11 protein-coding genes are annotated in these 17,573 nt (G+C 69.8%); 2 read left to right on the top strand and 9 right to left on the bottom strand.

The window, feature by feature from the left end; translation table 11 throughout:
- Positions 1-252 precede the first annotated feature (252 nt).
- The gene (locus AB0G01_RS11740) at positions 253-3,432 is read right to left on the bottom strand and encodes a DUF87 domain-containing protein (protein WP_360942997.1); all 3,180 of its coding nucleotides are present in this window, start codon (positions 3,430-3,432) and stop codon (positions 253-255) included.
- Positions 3,429-4,037: a hypothetical protein gene (locus AB0G01_RS11745; RefSeq protein WP_360943000.1), complete on the bottom strand. Its 609-nt coding sequence runs from the start codon at positions 4,035-4,037 to the stop codon at positions 3,429-3,431. Before AB0G01_RS11745 ends, AB0G01_RS11740 begins: the two co-directional genes overlap by 4 nt.
- A gap of 536 nt (positions 4,038-4,573) precedes the next feature.
- Here AB0G01_RS11745 and AB0G01_RS11750 point away from each other — a divergent pair.
- Both AB0G01_RS11750 and AB0G01_RS11755 read left to right on the top strand, forming a co-directional pair.
- Complete coding sequence (locus tag AB0G01_RS11750) at positions 4,574-4,936, top strand: hypothetical protein (protein ID WP_360943003.1); 363 nt, start codon at positions 4,574-4,576, stop codon at positions 4,934-4,936.
- Positions 4,933-6,090 carry a hypothetical protein gene (locus AB0G01_RS11755; protein ID WP_360943006.1) on the top strand — a complete coding sequence of 386 codons (1,158 nt, stop codon included), beginning with the start codon at positions 4,933-4,935 and terminating at the stop codon, positions 6,088-6,090. Before AB0G01_RS11750 ends, AB0G01_RS11755 begins: the two co-directional genes overlap by 4 nt.
- 440 nt (positions 6,091-6,530) lie before the next feature.
- Here the strand turns inward: AB0G01_RS11755 and AB0G01_RS11760 are convergent, their stop codons facing one another.
- From AB0G01_RS11760 to AB0G01_RS11790, 7 genes are all read right to left on the bottom strand, one after another.
- Entirely contained in the window at positions 6,531-6,869 is a 339-nt protein-coding gene (locus AB0G01_RS11760; RefSeq protein ID WP_360943009.1) for a hypothetical protein, read from the bottom strand.
- A complete protein-coding gene (locus AB0G01_RS11765) occupies positions 6,866-8,143 on the bottom strand; it encodes a hypothetical protein (protein WP_360943012.1) in 1,278 nt (425 codons plus the stop codon). The genes AB0G01_RS11760 and AB0G01_RS11765 overlap by 4 nt, the downstream gene beginning before the upstream one ends.
- Complete coding sequence (locus AB0G01_RS11770; protein WP_360943015.1) at positions 8,140-8,445, bottom strand: type VII secretion target; 306 nt, start codon at positions 8,443-8,445, stop codon at positions 8,140-8,142. Before AB0G01_RS11770 ends, AB0G01_RS11765 begins: the two co-directional genes overlap by 4 nt.
- A 1,016-nt stretch (positions 8,446-9,461) precedes the next feature.
- The gene (locus AB0G01_RS11775; protein WP_360943018.1) at positions 9,462-13,520 is read right to left on the bottom strand and encodes a TIGR02680 family protein; all 4,059 of its coding nucleotides are present in this window, start codon (positions 13,518-13,520) and stop codon (positions 9,462-9,464) included.
- Positions 13,517-14,749, bottom strand: coding sequence for a TIGR02678 family protein (locus AB0G01_RS11780; RefSeq protein ID WP_360943021.1), 1,233 nt, complete (start codon positions 14,747-14,749; stop codon positions 13,517-13,519). Before AB0G01_RS11780 ends, AB0G01_RS11775 begins: the two co-directional genes overlap by 4 nt.
- Complete coding sequence (locus AB0G01_RS11785) at positions 14,746-16,308, bottom strand: TIGR02677 family protein (protein ID WP_360943024.1); 1,563 nt, start codon at positions 16,306-16,308, stop codon at positions 14,746-14,748. The genes AB0G01_RS11780 and AB0G01_RS11785 overlap by 4 nt, the downstream gene beginning before the upstream one ends.
- A gap of 29 nt (positions 16,309-16,337) precedes the next feature.
- Positions 16,338-17,567 carry a TIGR02679 family protein gene (locus tag AB0G01_RS11790; protein ID WP_360943027.1) on the bottom strand — a complete coding sequence of 410 codons (1,230 nt, stop codon included), beginning with the start codon at positions 17,565-17,567 and terminating at the stop codon, positions 16,338-16,340.
- Positions 17,568-17,573: the final 6 nt, after the last annotated feature.

Consider the following 17,573-nt stretch of genomic DNA (forward strand, 5'->3'; position numbering starts at 1 on the left):
CGACACTATTCGCACATACGAAAAACACGGCGCGAGGTTTATTCTCGGATTTTCGCACATATGACGGAGTTCCGACGCCGCCGGTCACGCCACCCCAGGAACTCCTGAAACTTCTTCGCTTCCAGCCCGCGCAGGCATACCCTCCGCGCACGCTGGGGGCCCGTTCATCTCCGCCAAGTCCGAAAAGCCGAATTCACCCTCGAACATGCGCCCTCCGCGTGCGGTGCGGAACTCGGTCCGCACCCGCAGCGCCTATCGCTGACGCTGTGCCCGTGCCAGGACCTCTTCCTCCACCAGCGCCGTGGGCGGGTGGTGGCTCAGGCACATCGGCACCCGGACCTTCGACAGGCCGGTGCCCTCGGTGGCACCGTAGAACTGACCGGCGGGCAGGCGGGAGACGTCGTCGATGCGGCCACCCTTGGCACGCGCCAGGTCGCTCGCCGCCTGGATCTGGACCGGGGCGTTGAGCAGGCCGAAGAACTGGGTCGCGGCGTTGCCCGAGACCACGTTGTGCAGGGCCTTGGGTGCCTGCGTCGCGTAGACCATGCCCAACCCGTACTTGCGGGCCTGCGACGCCAGGGTCAGCGTGCTCTGGGTGGAGGCGGTCGTGGTGCGCGAGGACACGAACGTCTGGGCCTCGTCCAGCACGAAGAGCCCGCCGAGGGGCCGGTTCCGGGCGGGGTTGCGCTTGATCCACGAGAACAGGGCGAGCTGGAGCTGGTTGACGAAGGTCTGCCGCTGGTCGTCGTTGGGCAGGCCGATGCAACTGATCACCGACACCCTGGCCCTCTTGCCGGCCGGAGGGGTGAGCAGCACGCCGGGGTCGAGCCGCTCCCCGACACCGCCGAACACCGGATCGTTGATCATCTCCGCATTGAGACCATCCGCCATGTCGGAGGCAAGGTGCGGGGCGTCCCGCACGGTGCTGACCGCAGGTGGCAGGTCGGCCAGGAACGCGAGGAAGTCCCGCAGCTCACCGCCCCCACCGCGAACGAAGTGCGTCAAGGCCTGGGTGAGGACGGCACGGCCGGTGGCGGCCTTGCGCCCACCCAGGTTGATCCGGGGCACCAGTCCCGCCACGGCCGCGTCGATCGCGGTGCGGAACTCGTCCGGGTCGTCGGGTTCGCGGTCGAAGCCGGGCAACGGGTCGAGGGTGAGCGGCCTGCCCGCCTCGCGCCGGGGCGTCCAGACCACCACGTCGGTGTCGCGCAGGTAGCGGTCGGCGCGTTCGGCGTCGCCGGGTTCCCAGAGAGCGGGTGGGGCGGGCCAGGGATCGCCCAGCCGGGCGAGGTCGTTGTTGGTGTCGATGAGGATCGAGGAGACCCCTTGCAGCGCGACTTCCTCGACCAGGCGGCGCAGCAGCACGGTCTTGCCCGACCCGCTGCCGGCGAAGACCACAGTGTGCTTGCGCAGCAGGGCGAGCGGGACGGTGAACGGCGTGCCGGTCACGAGGCTGGTGCCCAGGCGCACGCGCGCCTCGTGGTCGGCCGGTTCCGGTCCTGTCGCGGTGAGGTCCTCCGGTGCCTCGGCCTCCTCCGAGGAGGTGGCGGGCTGGTCGGCGGTGACGTCGGACAGCGTCCCGCTGACCCCCGGCCACTCCGGTGCCGGGTCGGAATCGTCGTGACGGACCTGCGGCACGGACGTCGTCGCGAGGTGGTCGAGGTCGACCAGCGCTCTCGTCAGGAGCTGTGACGAGGTCGCGGGGCGACGGGTGAGCAGCCACGGCAGGAACCCCGGCGGTGACTGGTCGCGCATCTTCTCCAAAGCGGTGAACAGGCGCAAGTCGCTTTCGGCGATCGGCAGGTCCAAGCCCCCATCGGCGCGGAACGCCTCCAGCGCCGCCGTGGTGGCGGGCCCGCCGGAGAAGGCCGTGTTGCGCAGCACGACCAGGTGGCGCTTGTCGTCGCCTCGGCGGAGTTCCGCTTCCAGTTGGGCGGACTTGAGCCGGGCCAGCACGGCACGGGCGTTGGTGTGGGCGATGGCGCGGAAGCTCCAGTGGACCTCGCCTTCACCGGCCTCGTCCACGGTGAGACGCAGCCGCGCGTGCAGGGGCGGGTTGCCCGCGCGCGAGGCGTCGACGGTCAGCGGAGGGCCGTCGGCACCTCGTTCGAGCACTAAGCAGTGCAGCGCGGCACCGAGCAGTGCTTGCATGCGCTCGTCCTCCCGCTGGTGGTCCAGGGGAGCGAGGACGTCGGCGGCGTCGTGCAGGCGGGTGAACAGGGCGTCGAGCTCGTCCGCTTCCTGTGGCACCGCGATCGGCTGGTCCGCGGGCTCGGCGACGGCGGCGAAGTCCCGCAGTTCCTCGACGGTGTCGTGGACGAGGCACCAACGGATGTGCTCGTCCACGCGTTGCAGGAGCCGTCGGGGCGTCCAGTGGGCCACGTCCCGCCCGGCGAACGCCGACGCGTGGACGGGCCAGGTGGCGTGCGGCGGGGTGAAGCCGATCTCGCCGTAGAGGCCGGCCAGGTGCCGCTCCACGATGGCGGTGGCCACGGCCGCGCTGGGCATGGCGGTGCGCAGGTCGAGCACGCGGAACCGGTCGGCCGCCGAGTTGACGGCGTGGTGCTCGACGAGGTCCCACGAGCGCGGCAGGCAGGCCACCACCACGATGGTGCGACGGGTCTCCTCGCGCACCCGCATGAGCCCGTCGGCCAGGCGGTCGACCAGGGCCTCCTCCCCCGGCGCGTCGGCGGCCTGGGTGATGACGCTGTCGACCTGGTCGACGGCCATCACGACCGGACCGACCAGGGCGAAGATCTTGGACAGGTCGCCGAGCAGCAGTTGCGGCGGCCGGGACGCGGTGCGGAACCCCCACGCCACCCGGTCGGCGGCCTCGACGCCCTCGGGCAGGACGAGGTAGGCGTTGCCCGCTTCCCACGCCTTGCCCTTCGCGCGGTACAGGACCAGCGCCCGCAGGGTGTCCTGGCACTCGACGGCGATTGGGGGGTCGAGGGAGCGCAGGCCGTCGAGCAGCGCCTCGACGTCCTGCCCGCGCACCGGCAGGGTGCCCGTGAGGCGCATGCTCGTCTCCCGGTCCTGGCCGGTGAGGCGGGCGAGTTCACCGAGCAGGCGACCCAGTTGCCCGCCTTGGCGGTCCAGCAGGCCACCGACCACGCCGTGCACCGCACCAGCCCAGAACGAGTGGCCGTCGAGGAGCTTGAGCAGGAAGAACGACCCGCCCTGTTGCTGCACGTGCTGCCTGAGCCAGCCGAGCATGTGCGTCTTGCCCACGCCGCGCTCGCCCCGCAGCACGATGCCCATGGGGTTGGCCCGCGGACGTCGTCCGGCCGCCGCGACGGCCTGGGTGATGCCGTCGACGGCATGCGGGTGCAGCCCGTCGACGTGGTGGTGCATGGGGCTCCAGATGTCGTCCGGGGTCACCGCCCAGCCGAACTGCACCGACGACAGCGCGTGGTGTTGCTCCTCGTTCACCCGGCCGCCTCGATCGCCAGCGTGTGGCGAGGGCTGCCGCCGAGCACCAACGCGGCCTGCCTGTCCCGCTCGGTGAGCGATTTCTGGTCGGCTTCGGCCCGCAGGTGGACGTCGGGGCGGTCCGCCAGGGCCGTCAGCGCCTGGTCGAGCCGGTCGGCCGGCAGGTCGTCGAGGTGTTCGCGCAGCGCGCGGAGCGGCACCGCGTCCCCGGGGCGCGGAGCCAGCACGCGGTAGGCGGTCTCGACCCGGTGGCGCGGGTCCGCGGTGAAGAGCCCGCCGAGGGTGCCGCCGGTGATCTCCAAGTGGCGTCGCAGGCCGGCCAGCAGCACGGAGAGGGCTCCACCGGCGTACCCGGCTCGGGGAAGCCGCGGTGCGGACAGCTCGGCCTGGCACCGCACAGCACCTTCATCGGTCAGGTCGTGCACGTAGGCGCGGCCGACCTTGGTGCTGATCACCAGCCCGAGATCGTTGAGACGGCGACGGCAATCGCCGTCGAGGGTGAAGCCCGCCAGCTCCCGCAGCTCGGCGTTGGTCAACTCGCGGGCCTCCGCCATCAGCACGAGCAGCGCGGCGCGCTCGCGCATGGTCAGCCGTTCCTCGGGCATCCCGTATCCGTTCCCGCGGTCATCCGCGTCCTCGACCGACGACGGTGCAGCCGCCCGGCTCCACCGCGATGCCGTGCTGCGCGCCGGTGCTCTCGACGTCACCCCCCGCTCGGACGACGAGTCCGGCGGCGTGCGCCTCGACGGCGGCAAGGCGGATCTGCCGGTCGTCGTCCAGTGGGGAGGGCCCCGAGGATGGTAACCACACGGCGTCGGCCGGCCAGGGCCAGGCGCGCCACCCGACCCTGGACAGCGAGGTCGCGCAGGCTGTTCGCCGTGAGGACGTTGTCCCAAGGACACTTCGCCCTTGGTACGTCAACTACAACCGGGGCGTCGATCGGAAGGTCTTCGACCGACCGCACCGAAGCCGACCACGCGATATGGACCCAGGCCAACCAGCCCGACCTGGAGTCAACCCGGAAAGCCTCGATGGTGTCGTCCAGCCTCCACCAGTTCGGAGCTACTCTCTCATCTCGACTCGGCCGCGTCGGGAAGCGATTCGGCCCGCACAGAGCGACTCCGAGCCGAAAGGACGACGAGTGACGAAGCCCGCAAGGCGCGTGACCGGCCGATGGCGGATCGTGGAGATGGACCAGTGGGACCAGGACGCCATCGACCTCGTCGAGCCCGGGTTCATCGAATTCACGCGAGGCGGGACCGGTGAATTCGGCTTCATCGCCGTCCGTGGCGGGATGGACTGCCGGTGGAGCGAGCGTGACAGCCGGCCTTTCGTCGAGTTCACCTGGGAGGGCAACGACGAGATGGACCAGGCCACCGGGCGCGGCTGGGCCGTCCTGGCCGAGGACGACACGCTCACCGGGCACCTGTTCTTCCACCTCGGAGAGGACTCGGGCTTCCGCGCGACACCGTTCCCCAAGACCAGAGCGCGAGGCGGGCGTTGAGCGAGTACCAGTACTACGAATTCGTCGCGCTGGACCAGCCGCTCGCCGCGAAGGCGCAGGCCGAGGTCCGCGCCCTGTCCACTCGTGCGCGAATCACCGCCACCAGCTTCGTCAACGAGTACGAGTGGGGCGACTTCCGCGGCGACCCGAGCCGACTGGTGGAACGTCACTACGACGCGCACCTCTACCTCGCCAACTGGGGAACCCGACGCCTCCTGCTGCGCCTGCCACGCAGTCTGCTCGACGTGGACGCGGTCGAGCCCTACCTCGTCGACGAGCAGGTCGAGACCTGGACGACGGACACGCACCTCATCGTCGACCTGCACAACAACGACGAGACCGGCGACTGGGACTACGAACCGCAGGGAGCACTGTCCGCCATCGTCGGAGTCCGGACCGAACTCGCCGCCGGCGACCACCGCGCGCTGTACCTGGCGTGGCTCGCCGGATACGGCACCTGGGAACGCGACGAGAACACCTTCGACCGCGAAGCCGACCACGACCCGGAACCACCCGTGCCCGCCGGACTGCACACACTCACCGCGGCGCAGCGCGCGCTGGCCGACTTCCTCCGGCTCGACGACGACCTGCTAGCGGTCGCCGCCGAAGCGAGCCCACCACTGAACGAGACCACCGACGACCCCAAACAGCTCGCGGCTTGGTTAACAACGCTGCCCGCCACCGAAAAAGACCACCTGCTGCTGCGTGTCGTCCAGGACCAAGCCGCGACCGTGCGGATGGAACTACTGCGCCGGTTCCGTGGCAGCACCCCGCCCGTCACCGCACCGCCACAGCGCACCGTGGGCGAGCTCCTGGACGAGACAGCACGCAGACGTGCCAAACGGCAGCAGCGGGAAAAGGCGAAGCGCGCCGAGGAGAAAGCCCACCACGAGCGCGACCGAGCCCTCGCCCGCGAGCGGCGACTGGACGAGCTGGCGCAGGACGAGCAAGCCGCCTGGACACGCGTCGACGCCCTGATCGCCACCCGCAAACCCGCCGACTACGACGCCGCCGTGGCACTCCTAGTCGATCTGCAAGCTTTGGCCAACCGCGAGAACCGACCACTCGACTTCAACCGGTGCCACGCGGCCCTCCGACAGACGCACAAGAACAAGCCCAGCCTCATCGCCCGCCTGGCACGCGTAAACCTGTGACCGGGCCAACCTCACCGGATCACTCGCCCCGACGACCAGCACAAACAGCTACCTCCTAGGAGGTACTGCTCGGCCAGTCATCCATCCCGACCATCGAATCAGCAACAGCTACGGCAACAACAAATCCTCGCTGGAACCGCGAACCAGTCACCAAACTGGTGACCACAGTTGACAGCATCTTGCGCGAAGCAAGCAGGAACCATTCCAGAACAGCCGACCTCAGCCTACAGCGCACTTAAATACAAGATCGACCACATACCACATAAGCACAGGTCGACAAAACAATCCAGACAAGCTGCTACCCAGCGCAAACAGATATCCAGCAAGTCAACCAGCGCAGTTCACCGCCACCCGCAGCCGTGACACGTCATTCGACTCCACCGGATACTCCAGATTTTCTCCACACACCGCAGTGCGGTCGGCGGCAACACGTGCCGACCTCAACCGCCGAACACACGGTCTCCACGCGCGGTGTGGAACTCCACCCGCACCGGCAACACCGCGGCCAACCGCTCAGCCAACCGCTCACCCCGCTCGTGCCACGCCGCCGTGGTCGCCTCGTCGGGGAAACCCGAGCTCTCTGGGTCGCTACGGTTGTACACGGCCTGGAACTCGTCGTCCCACATGTCGATTGCCCTCGCCAAGTCCGCAGGTGCACCGAACTCGGCCACGAGTCGCTCAGCAGAACAGTTGTCGGCGATCGCCTCGTCGGCGGTACGGACCCAGAAGGGGAAGCACTCCCACTCCGGTGCCACTCGGACCGAGATCAGTCGGCTCATTCTCCCCATCCTCGGTAGTTCGGATCCGCCTCTGCGCGCGGGTCACGTCGCGCGTCTTTGAACGGCGTGGTCGCACTGCGGATGTTGGCACCGACGATGAAGCCGTTGTCGCCCACCGACACCGTGATGTAGTGCGTCTGGCCACCGTACTGGACCTCGAAGATCGGCCTTCCGGGCGGCTTGCCCTGGCAGTAGCCCGTGTACTTGCCTTCGGTGGTAGCACGGTGCACCACCTCGGCGATCTCGTCCTCAGGGATCCCGGCAGCGGTGAACTCGTCCTTGTGCTTCATCACGTGCGCAAGGCCGGACTCCTTGTTAGTACGCTGATTAACCCCTCCCTCCTCCAGGAAAACGATCTTCCCGTTGGGATCCCTACTAATTTCGACGACCTTGTCCGGGGAGATTTTCACGCCGTTGTCCCGAGCTTCGTCGATAAGCTCCTGCTTCTCCCGCTCCCGGCGCTGCCGATCGACCTCGCGCGGATCCTTTTGCTGCGGGTCAGGATCCTTCCGCCGGAGCCGGTCGACCAACTCCTTGAGCTTGCGCCAGACCATGCGCAACACCTCGGCAAGCCCGTCGAGCCGTTTTGCCACGTTGGAAATGGTCTTGAGCAGCTTGCGCACCACGTCCACGATCTTGGCGGCGTACTTGGCAACCAGGCTGGTGGCCTGCATCGCCACCACTGGCGCAGCGGCACCACCCGTGACGAGAAGTTCCAGCCCCCAGACCACGAGCCTGCCGACCACGTCAGCGATCAAGTCCCGCACGAACTCCCGCACCGCCGCCACGATCTCACCCATGATCGTGACCACGGCACTTACACCGCTGCACACCCTCGACGCACCACGCAGCGCGTCGACCACTTCTCCGGCACGCGCCCGATACGCGTCACCTGCGGCACCGCGCCACCCGGCAGTGCAATCACGCGACGTGGTCTCCAGGCCACCGGCCGCTCGCTCGACGCCTTCACTGATGTTCTGCCAGGTCTGCGCGTAGGCGCGGATGACCGGCGGTGTCCCGGCCAGATCGTTCAGCATGTCCTGCAACGGCTGGACGTGCTCGATCAACCACCCGACCCCGTAGGACGCCAGCGTCCCCACCGGGTCCATGTAGACACCGAGCGCTTCAAGCCCAGCACCGACGATCCCCAGGCCCGCCTCGACCCAATCCCCGTCGTTGATCCCATCGAGCGCGGCCTGCCCCGCCTCCAACAGGCCGATCCCGGTGATCGCGGAGGTGTCGTCCTCCGGTTCCGCGACGAACGGGTTGTTCACCCGCCCCCCAACCGCTCGAACCGTTCGACGTTGTCACTCTCAACCTGTTCATATAGCTCGACGGTCGCCTTCAACGACTCGGCCATCGAGTCCAGCGCCTCCTTAGCTTGGGACAACGCGTCCACGCCCCACTTCTCCAGCGGGTCGAGCATCAGCGTGAACGGCTGGCACAGCACCCCGTACGCATCCGCAGACATCGACACCTGACGCGCCGCATCCAACGCCTGCCCCAACACGTCCCCCTGCCCCTGGACCTGCTCGGCGTGCTCTCGAACCTCATCGGGCACCACCTCGAACGCCACCCGAGCCTCCCCGTCCCGTCAGCGGTACGAACAGCAGCCTTTGTACGCGATAGACCCACGGACGACCGTCAGATCGAGGAAATGCAACCCGATCAGTCGATCCGGCGTGCCACACATGCCGGACAGCTATTAACCGCCAGTTCCGCACTCATCGCAGGCATGACCGATTGACGCTCAGAGCTTCCATCCTCACAGTTAAATAACGCGCCGTGAGTTTTCTTGATGACCTTGGCCGTTCTCTTCCTTGACAGGAGCAGATGATTCCTACTCGCCACACGCCAAAGACCAAGCCCGACGCCATCGATTTCGACAAAGCAATCGCCACGTTCAGCCGCAAGGCGACCAATAAACTGCGGACCCCGACGGCTAAACCAAGGGCCTACGCGGCCCTCTCGAACACACGAAGTCCAAAACACCGAACGCTTCTTCTTGTTTGTTAAAATGATAGGCAAAGCGCGGCTGCCCAACCTGTCAGTCCACCTGGGCCACGCAGTGGACGTCAACGGCGCAGGCATCGGGTACGTCAAGCTGAGGAAGTCCAGTCACGACACACCGGAGAATGGGTTTCCCCCAGCAAGCACGACCTCAGGCAGTGGGAAATGCTGCGTCTGAAGCAACGAACTGCGCCCAAACCACCAATGCAAACCAACTGCGACAAGTGCAGCCAACAAGCTGAACCTCACTCTGCCAGTGCTGTTCCACAAGCGCCCTGACCAGCGCAAACAGAGAACCAGCACGTCAGCCGGTACCGTTCACCGCCGTTTGAAGCCATCGGACGTCGTTCAGCTCTTCTGCCTGCTCCAGATTTGCTCCTCACACAGCGGTGTGAACGGCAGCAGGTCAACCGCCGGACACGCGATGTCCTCGCCTCATCGGCAGATGCGAAGGAGGGGACCGACGTCGTCCAGCAGCCGTTGTTCGAGCGACTGGACATCGCAGCCGGTTTCACCTTGCCGCAGCGTGACCGGTGGTATGGCCTCTGATCGATCCGGGCTTCGATCTGCGATGAACTGCGCTCAGTCGTCCTCCGCCTCTTCTTCGACCACCTCAGCGCCGTTCCACACGAACCGGGCGGTGGTGACGGCGTCGTCGTCGCCACCGCTGATCAGCTGGTGGATCGCGATGCCGTCCAACTCGCGATAGGTGCACCACTCGTGGTCGGAGGTGAGGACCAGGTCGAGGTCCAACGCCGACAGCAGTTCGAACACCTGGCCGCGGTTGACGCTGTCGACGCCGACGAAGACCTCGTCCAGCAGGATGACCCGCGGCGCTCCGGCAACGGCCTGGTAGTGGGCGGCCACGGCGGCGAACAGCGGCAGGTGCAGCGCGATCGCTTTCTCCCCACCCGACAGCGCACCGTGGATCTTCTTGGTCAAGGGCTGCCAGCCGGTCCCGTTCATGCGGTCGACCTTCACCACGAACCTGTGCCAGGCCGTGTAGTCGAACACCTGCCCCAGCTGCTGCTCCCAGTTGGTGGCCGTCTCGTCGCCCTTGGCCTGCTCGACCCGGTCTCGGAAGAACCGGTGCAGCGACTCGCGGTCCTCCTCGGTCAACCGCACCGGGTCCTTGAGCAGGAGGTCACGCGCCGCTTTCGTACCCGCTGGCAGCTCGGGCGAGACCTCCCACACCAACCGCACCGCCACCTTCGAGGCGGTGCGCACGCGCTCCAAGCGGGCGTTCATGCCGTCGACCAGGTCGTGCGCCTGCCGTATCCGGGCGGCGAGGTGGCGGCGCGTGTCCCCCGTGAGGGTCCGGTCGAACAGCTCGCGCTCCTGCGCGGTGATGTCCTCCCTGCTGCGTTCCGCTTCGGACCGCAGCAGGTCGAACAGCGCCGAAGCGCCGATCCTCACCCCGTCCACCATCGCGGAGAAGACCTGGACGTCCTCGTCGGAGTCGAGTTCGAGGTCGGCCCGACCACCCAGCACCCCGCGTGAGGCGTGCACCTCCTCCGCCAACCGGTGTGCGGCGTCACCGAGGTTCTTCGGCGAGTGGGGCAGCGCCGGCCACACGGCGGCGATCGACCTCGCCGCGTCCAGCGCTGCCCGGACACCGCTCGACGCCGTCAGCACCTGCCTGAACGCGGCCAGGTCGTCCAGACCGCTGTCGGCGGGCAGGCTGCCGTCCGCCAAGTGCCGAAACCGCGCTGCGGCCTGGTCGCGCACTTCGGTGGCGCGGTCGCGGTCACGCGCGTCGGTGGCCCGCTGGGCGGTGAGTTCTCCCAGGCGCACGGCCAGGGTGCCGATCTCATTCTGGTTGGCACGCGCCTCCCGCCTGACCAAGCCCAGCTGCTCGCGCAGCGCGGCGAGTTCGTCCAGCACCTGCCGGTAGTCGACGCCGATGGTGCCCTCTACGGCCTCCAGCTCGCTGTCGAGCCCGCGGACCACGGTTTCTGCGTCGTCCGCCTCGTCCTCCCCCTGTTCGGCGGCGAGCCGGGAGCGCTGGGCCTGCTCGGCGGTCCGGTCCGCTTCACGACGTGCCGTGAGCAGGGCGGCGTGCTCGTCGACCCAGGCGTCGGATGCGGTCCGGAAGGCGTCCAGGGCTGCCACGACGGCGGTGAGCGCATTCCGCTCGGTGGGCAGGCCGTGTTCGGCTGCCGTCGTGGACAACGCGCGCAGGGCGCGGTCCACGCGCTGCTCGCTCTTCGCCAGGCCGTCCAGTGACCGCCGAACCACGCCGTCGGCGCTGGAGACCGCCGAGTCGGCTCTGGTCAGGGCCTCCAGCGCCGCATTCGCATCGGCGTGGCCGGGCCGAGCGCGCCGGTCGGCCTCGACGTCGGACCTGCGTCCGGCCAGCGACCGCAAGGCGACCGCATGCGTCTCGATCAACTGTTCCGACGCGGCTATCCGCTCACGCAGTTCGGTCAACCGGCGCTGCCGGGCCCGTTGCCTGGCGAGCGCGCCGATGTGCGAGGCCTCGTCCTTGTGCCAAGTGCCGCGCAGGTTGCCCATGCGCCAACCACCGTCGGCTCCGATGGCGACCGGGTGTCCTCCGGGGAGAGCCTCCCCGTAGGCCACGCCACCGAGCAGGCGGGCGACGACGTCGGTGGCCACGGGCGCGTCGACCTCGGGTACGAGGACGTCGGCGAGTGAGCGACCCAGCGCCGGCGGCACGGCACCGGGCACGGCGAACGTGTCGTGCCCGGCAACCGCGCCGTCGTGACCGACCCAGGCGTCCAGGAGCCCGGACGCCTGGAGCGCGGCCTCCACCGACGCGCGGACGTCGTCGGGCACCGCGTCGGCGAAGCGGACCAAGCGCCACAGCGGCGCGCCCACCATGGTTCCTCGGTCTGCGGTACGCGTGTGTGGCGGCCGAGGAGGCAGGTCCTCCTCGGTCAGCAGCCGCCGGACCTCGTCGCGCACGGCATCCCGATCGAGCTCGGCGGTCTCCAGCGCTGCCCCGACCAGGGTCTCTTCCCGCGTAATGGTGCCCAGCACGCGGCTCGCGGCCGAATCGACTTCGGTCAGCACGGCGGTTTCCGACGCCGCGAGGTCCGCCAGTGCCGCGGGGTCGGCGAAGGTCAGCTCGCGGCAGGCCGCCGCCCACGCCAGGATGGCGGCCCCGAGCTCCGCGAGCGCCGCCTCGCGCCGGTCGGCGATCTCGGCCCGCCGTTCGGTGACCTCCGCCAGGGCTTCCCGCGCCGCGTCGAGCGCCTGTTCCGCGTCCCGCCTGCTGTTGACCGCCACCTCGTGCTCGTTCAGGGCGGCGCGCACAACCTCGACCTGCTCGGCACGCGCCTGAACCGCGGCGCGCAGCAAAGCCCGCGACCGCGAGGGGTCGGCGAGGACGCGGGAGACCTCGGCGTGCACCGAGGCGAGACCGACACGGGTGGCTGCGGTCGAGGCACCGTCGGCCAGCGCTCCCGCGGTTGCGGCCCGTGCCTCCGCGTGCCGGGCAGCGGCGTCGGCCGCTTCCGCGTCGGTCCGGGCGACCTGGCGGTGGCGGGTCGCGTCGGCGCGCCTCTTCCCGGCGGCCGCACGAGCCTCGCGCACGCGGGTCCGCAGCCGGTCGAGCTGTTCACCCTTCCGGTACGCCTCGCTGCCGGTCAGGCCCTGGATGCGCCCTTCCGTCTCGACGATGCGCCGCTCCAGCAGCTCACCGCGTTCTTCGGCCTCTTGTTTGCGCTGCGCGGCGCGGCGATGCTCGTCCTCCGAGAGTTTCGCGGCGTCCGCGAGGTTGCCCAGCTCCGTGGTGGCGGAGATCAGCTTCGCCGCTGCGGCCCGCAGCACGCGCTGCGCGTACGCGCGTTGCCTGGTTTTGAGGTGCTGTGCGGCCTCCACCTCCGCGTCGAGGCGTTTGAGCTGTTCACGCTGCCGGTCCAAGCGCTCGAAGCCCTCCGCGAGGTCGCTGATCTCCGACTCGCCCAACGGCGGCAGCGCCTTGGACAGCAACGTGGACAGCAGACCGGGGTCGAGCCGCTGGGAGAGCTTCGGCGTGCGGAGTTGGAGCAGAGCCGTGATGAGCGCGTCGTAGCGCTGCTCGCTCAAGCCGGGGAACAGGGTCGAGCGCACGGCCGCCCGGTAGTCGGCCGCGTTCTGGTGGAGCGTGCCCCGGTCGCCGAGCGCGGCTTCCAGGGCCTTGGTGGTGAGGGGCGCGCTGTTCGGGTCGGTGAGGGTGAGGCCACCCGGCACGCCGATGCGCTGCCCGGTGGTGAAGTAGTCCGGGTGCACCGCGGTGGTGTGCCTGGTCGCGGCCAGCCGCGCGCCGCACGAGAACCACTTGTCCGACGAGCCGTCCGCACCGGGGAAGCGGAACTCCAGCCACACGTACCCGACTCTCGTGGTGCCGGTCGCCCCTTCCCCCATCAGGTTCCAGTGCATGGTGCGCTCGGACGTGCCGAACGTGGAGAGCCGGTTGGCGCGCAGGTTGGCGTCGAACAGGAACGGCAGGAGCAGTTCCAGCGCCTTCGACTTGCCGGTGCCGTTGGGGCCGCGCAGCAACAACCGTCCCTTGTGGAACCTGAAGACCTCGTCGTAGTAGCGCCACACGTTCAGGATCCCGGCGCGTTCGGGCACCCACCTGGCCACCGTCTCCGGCGCGGTGCCGCTCTCCGTGCGTGGCAGCTCGGTCACCGTCATGACTCGTCCTCGACGTCGTCGGCACTCGTTCGGGTCACCGCGTAGCGGGTGGCGGCGGGCCGGGCGCGCACGACACCGCTGTCGAGCCGGACGAGGCCGAACGCCCTGAGCACGTCCAGCGCGTCGGCGACCAGCCGCGTGGCACCGTCCTCGCCGCGGTAACCCTTGGCCCACTTGGGGAAGCGACCGAGCAACGCGTCGGCCTCGGCGTGCAACTGCTCCACAGCGACCTGTCCGTCCCCCGCCGTGATCAGGTCGAGGAGCAGCAAGGCGGCGATCTTGGCGTTGCCGGAGTCGTCGGGGAAACGACTGTCCGTGGCCACGCCGTCCGGGTCGATCAACATGACGCCTTCGGCACGTTCCTCCACCAGCAACCCCGCTTGGTCGGCGGCCCGGCGCAGGAGCTGCCCGCCGGTCGGTGACTCCAGGTAGGCCAGTTCCGCGGGCGTCAGGCCGTCGCGGTGCACGACCGGGTCGTCGACCAGCTTGCGGAACACCGAGTGCCGCAGCCACAGGTTGCGCTGGACCTCGGACACCGGCTCGTCGGCATCGCCGTAACGCCGTTCGCGGGACAGCCGGGTCAGCAGCTCGGTGAAGCGCAGCGGCACCTCGTCGGCGGGGACCGCGACCTGCGACGCGCCGACCGGTGCCGCCAGCAGGCGCATGAGCAGCGTCGCGTCGACCCGGTAGAGGACTTTCGCGTCGGCGGAGCCCACGAACGACTCAGTGGCGCCATCCACCACTTCGACCGCGCCGACCGACTCCAGCAGTCGCAGCGCGTCGACGAACGCCATCCGCTCGGCGCGGCTGGACGTGTCGAACGGCGGCAGCACCGGGTCCACGGCCGACGCCTGGACGACGCGGTCCGCCAGCAACCCGACCGTGGTCACCGGCACCCCCAGCAGCTCGGCGGCCACCACGCACAGCAGGGTGTACCGGCGGCGGTCGAACGGTGCCCGCCCCGTGCGGTGCCGTCGCGCCGGGCGGGTGGGGTCGGTGGCGACCCGGACCTTGGCCAACCGCGCGTACCCCAGGCGGGGTTCGACGATCAGCGACCACCCGCAGTAGTAGTCGAACCACTTCTCGACGGGTTCGCGCCGCCTGCGCACGAGGTCGAAGGCTTCCGGTGCGGCCCTGGCACCGATCAGCGGTGTCGCCAGCAGCAAGCGGATCGCCCGCGCGACCTCCTCGCGCTCCGCGATGACCAGCTGGTTCGCCAGGTTGCTCATCCGGTCGCCACCCCTTCGGTCGCCCCCTGTTGCCGCCGTGCCGCGCGACCACCCGGCGTGCGGATCTCGACGTCGTAGTCCGGGCCGGTGAACACGCCGCGCGACGTCCTGAGCACCGCTTGCTCGCGGTGCGCCCCAGGCGGCCTCAGCAGGATCTCCACCCGCCCGTCGCCCGTGGTGGCCCGGTGGACGCCGTGCCGGTCCGGTGCCACGGCCAAAGCCCGCCCGAGCAGGTCGAGCAGCCGTCCGAGCACCTCGTGGTCCAACCGCCCGAACTGCGACAACCTCATGCCACCACCGGTGTCCAACCGGTCCCACGCGGCCTTCAGCGCGGCCCGCTCCGCACGAGCCGACTCGGCGCGCGCCGCCTTGACCGCGGCCACGTCGCGCACCCGCCCGGTGCGGGTGAACCGCTCGGTCCGCCCCGCGCTGCGCAGCAACGCCGACACCTCCACCGGTGGCGCGTCGGCCCACCGGGCGGACGACGCCACGAGTTCCGGGTCGGGGTGCGCGAGGTGCGCGTGCCGGGCCGAGCCGAGCCCGAAGGCGGTCGACCACAGCAGGTGCAGGTCCTCCTCGGTCGGTGCGACCGCGAACCAGCGCGCCAGCTCGCGGAAATCGGCCGCCGCGCTGGTCGACCTGCGCCTGGACTCGGTGATCCGGTCGAGCACCTGCAACAACGCGATGATCGCGCGCCTGGCGACCACGAACAGCTGTTGAACCCTGGGTGTGCCGCCGTCCACCGGCAGGAACCACGCACGCAGCCCTTCCCACCTGGCCCGGCGCAGCTCCAACCACGCGACCGCCGGATCACCACCCGAGGTGGGCGGGAGTTCGGCACCCGCCAGCGCGCGGTGGTGCAGGAGAGCCACTCCCCGTTCCTCGACCAACTCGACCCGGTTGGCGATCGCGTGCGCCCGCTGCTCCAGGTTCGTGGTGAACTCCTGGAGGTACGCCACGGTCGCCGACTTGACCTCGCGGAACGTCTCCTGGTCGGCCCCCTCGGCGCGCAACAGGCGCTGCAACTCGCCGTTGAACTGCTTGGTGTTGCCCCGCAACGCCTCCAGGTGCCCCTCCAGCTCGACCAGCGTGCCGAAGACCCGGCGATCCGGCACACCGGGATCACCCAGCTGCACGACCAGCTCACCGAGCCGGTCGGCGATCGCGTCGAGCACCGCCGTCTGGAGCGCGCCCGTCGAGGCCAGCACACCCATCGCGTGCACCACACCGGCGAGGGCTGCTTCACCGCGCTTGGTCAAGGAGTACTGGAGGTTGCGCCGCTCGTACTCGTCGGCGGTCCGGTAGTTCTCGGCGTGGTTCTGGGTGACGTCGAGCAGTCGCCAGTCGCGCAGGCTCCCCAGCGCTTCGGTCAGGTCCTTGTCGTCCAGCGGGTCGAGCCACCCCACCGAGCGGAGCCGCGCCCGCACGTCGTCCAGCCCGAGAGCGGTCTCCAACCGCTCGTTGGCCTCACCGAACGCGTGCAGGATCGCCACGTACAGCTCGGCCCGCTCGCCCGTGGTGAACCGGAACATCTCCGGCGGCACGCGCATGGCGTCCAAGAGCACCCTCCTCCCACCGGGCGAGCACGCTACGGCAGACCGCCGACATCCCGTCCGCAATCGTCGAGTTCGTCCAACAGCCGCACGGTGACCCGTTCCTCCGGGACCGCCAGCCCGTGCTCGCGCATCGCGTCCGCCAGCCCACCGTCCCACGGTGCCTCGGTGACCCGCCCCACCGATGTGCCGACGCGTGCGCTGCCCAGCGCAAGCAGGTAGTCGTCGGTGGCCATGCGCCACGGCACAGCACCGGTGCGTGCCACCACGTGCGCGGCGATCCGCACACCCTCGCCGTCGAAGTCCCCGTGGTAGTGGAGGGTCGCCCCGGCTGTGGTCAGGCCACGCAGGAGCACGATCACCGCGCTGTTGGGCCAACCCGACGTGCACACCACCGGCGGGCACGAAGCCCCGAACCGGGCCACCGCCACCGCGAGCACGCTCGGATTCTCGAACACCCACACGTCCTCAGGTGTCCCGACGAACGAGGTCGCCCGGACCTGCGCCAGCGTCAGGGCCGCGACGTGCCCCGCATCGGCGCACACGCGCAGCACCCCGCCTCCGACACCACCCAACCGCAGGCCGGTGACCAGGACCACCGAGGACAACTCGTCCTCGACCACCCCCGCGCGCTCCCACAGCGCCCGCCGCTCCTGCGCGTCTCCCGGCAGGTCGACGCCGTAGAGCGCCGCCAGCGCCCGCAGGACCAGCCCGGCGCACCGCGTTCCCTCGTCCAGTGCGTGCGGATCGCCGAGGACGGCCTCCGCCAGCACCGGCAGCGGCACACCGGTCGCGGGCAACGCGGCGACGACCCGCAGAGCCCGGTCGAGCCCGTCCCGCGTGCGTTCAACGGAGCCACCGACGAGCCCGGCCCGCCGAACAGCGTCCACCCACTCCAGCAACGCCGGCTGTGCCGTCACCACGGGGTGCCGGGTCGCCCACTCCCAGAGCCCGGCGCGCGCCGCGTCTGCGAGCGCCCGCCGCGCGGCCCGGTCGTCCAGTGGTCCCAGCAGCGCCGCGACCACTTCGCGCACGCCTGCCCTCACGGACGAGACCAGCAACTCGTCGAGCGCGGCCACCGACACCATCGCGTACTCACCCGGCAGGCGCTCGTCCCCCAGCAGGTCAGCCACGGCCGATCGCTGCTCGTCATCGAGGGGGCCCACCCTCACCCGGCGGACCTGCCGCCCCGACGACAACCGGTCGTGCACGGCCCGCCACAAGGGCCGCAGGGCGGCGGAATCGAGCCCGTTCAACGAACGCACGACCCC

The organism is Actinosynnema sp. NPDC023587 (assembly GCF_040640215.1).
In the GTDB taxonomy this organism is placed as follows: Bacteria; Actinomycetota; Actinomycetes; order Mycobacteriales; family Pseudonocardiaceae; genus Actinosynnema.

Coding starts and splice junctions, on each gene's coding strand:
- AB0G01_RS11745 (WP_360943000.1), bottom strand. CDS start 4,037: ATGCCCGAGGAACGGCTGACCATGCGCGAGCGCGCCGCGCTGCTCGTG.
- AB0G01_RS11775 (WP_360943018.1), bottom strand. CDS start 13,520: ATGACGGTGACCGAGCTGCCACGCACGGAGAGCGGCACCGCGCCGGAG.
- AB0G01_RS11780 (WP_360943021.1), bottom strand. CDS start 14,749: ATGAGCAACCTGGCGAACCAGCTGGTCATCGCGGAGCGCGAGGAGGTC.
- AB0G01_RS11760 (WP_360943009.1), bottom strand. CDS start 6,869: ATGAGCCGACTGATCTCGGTCCGAGTGGCACCGGAGTGGGAGTGCTTC.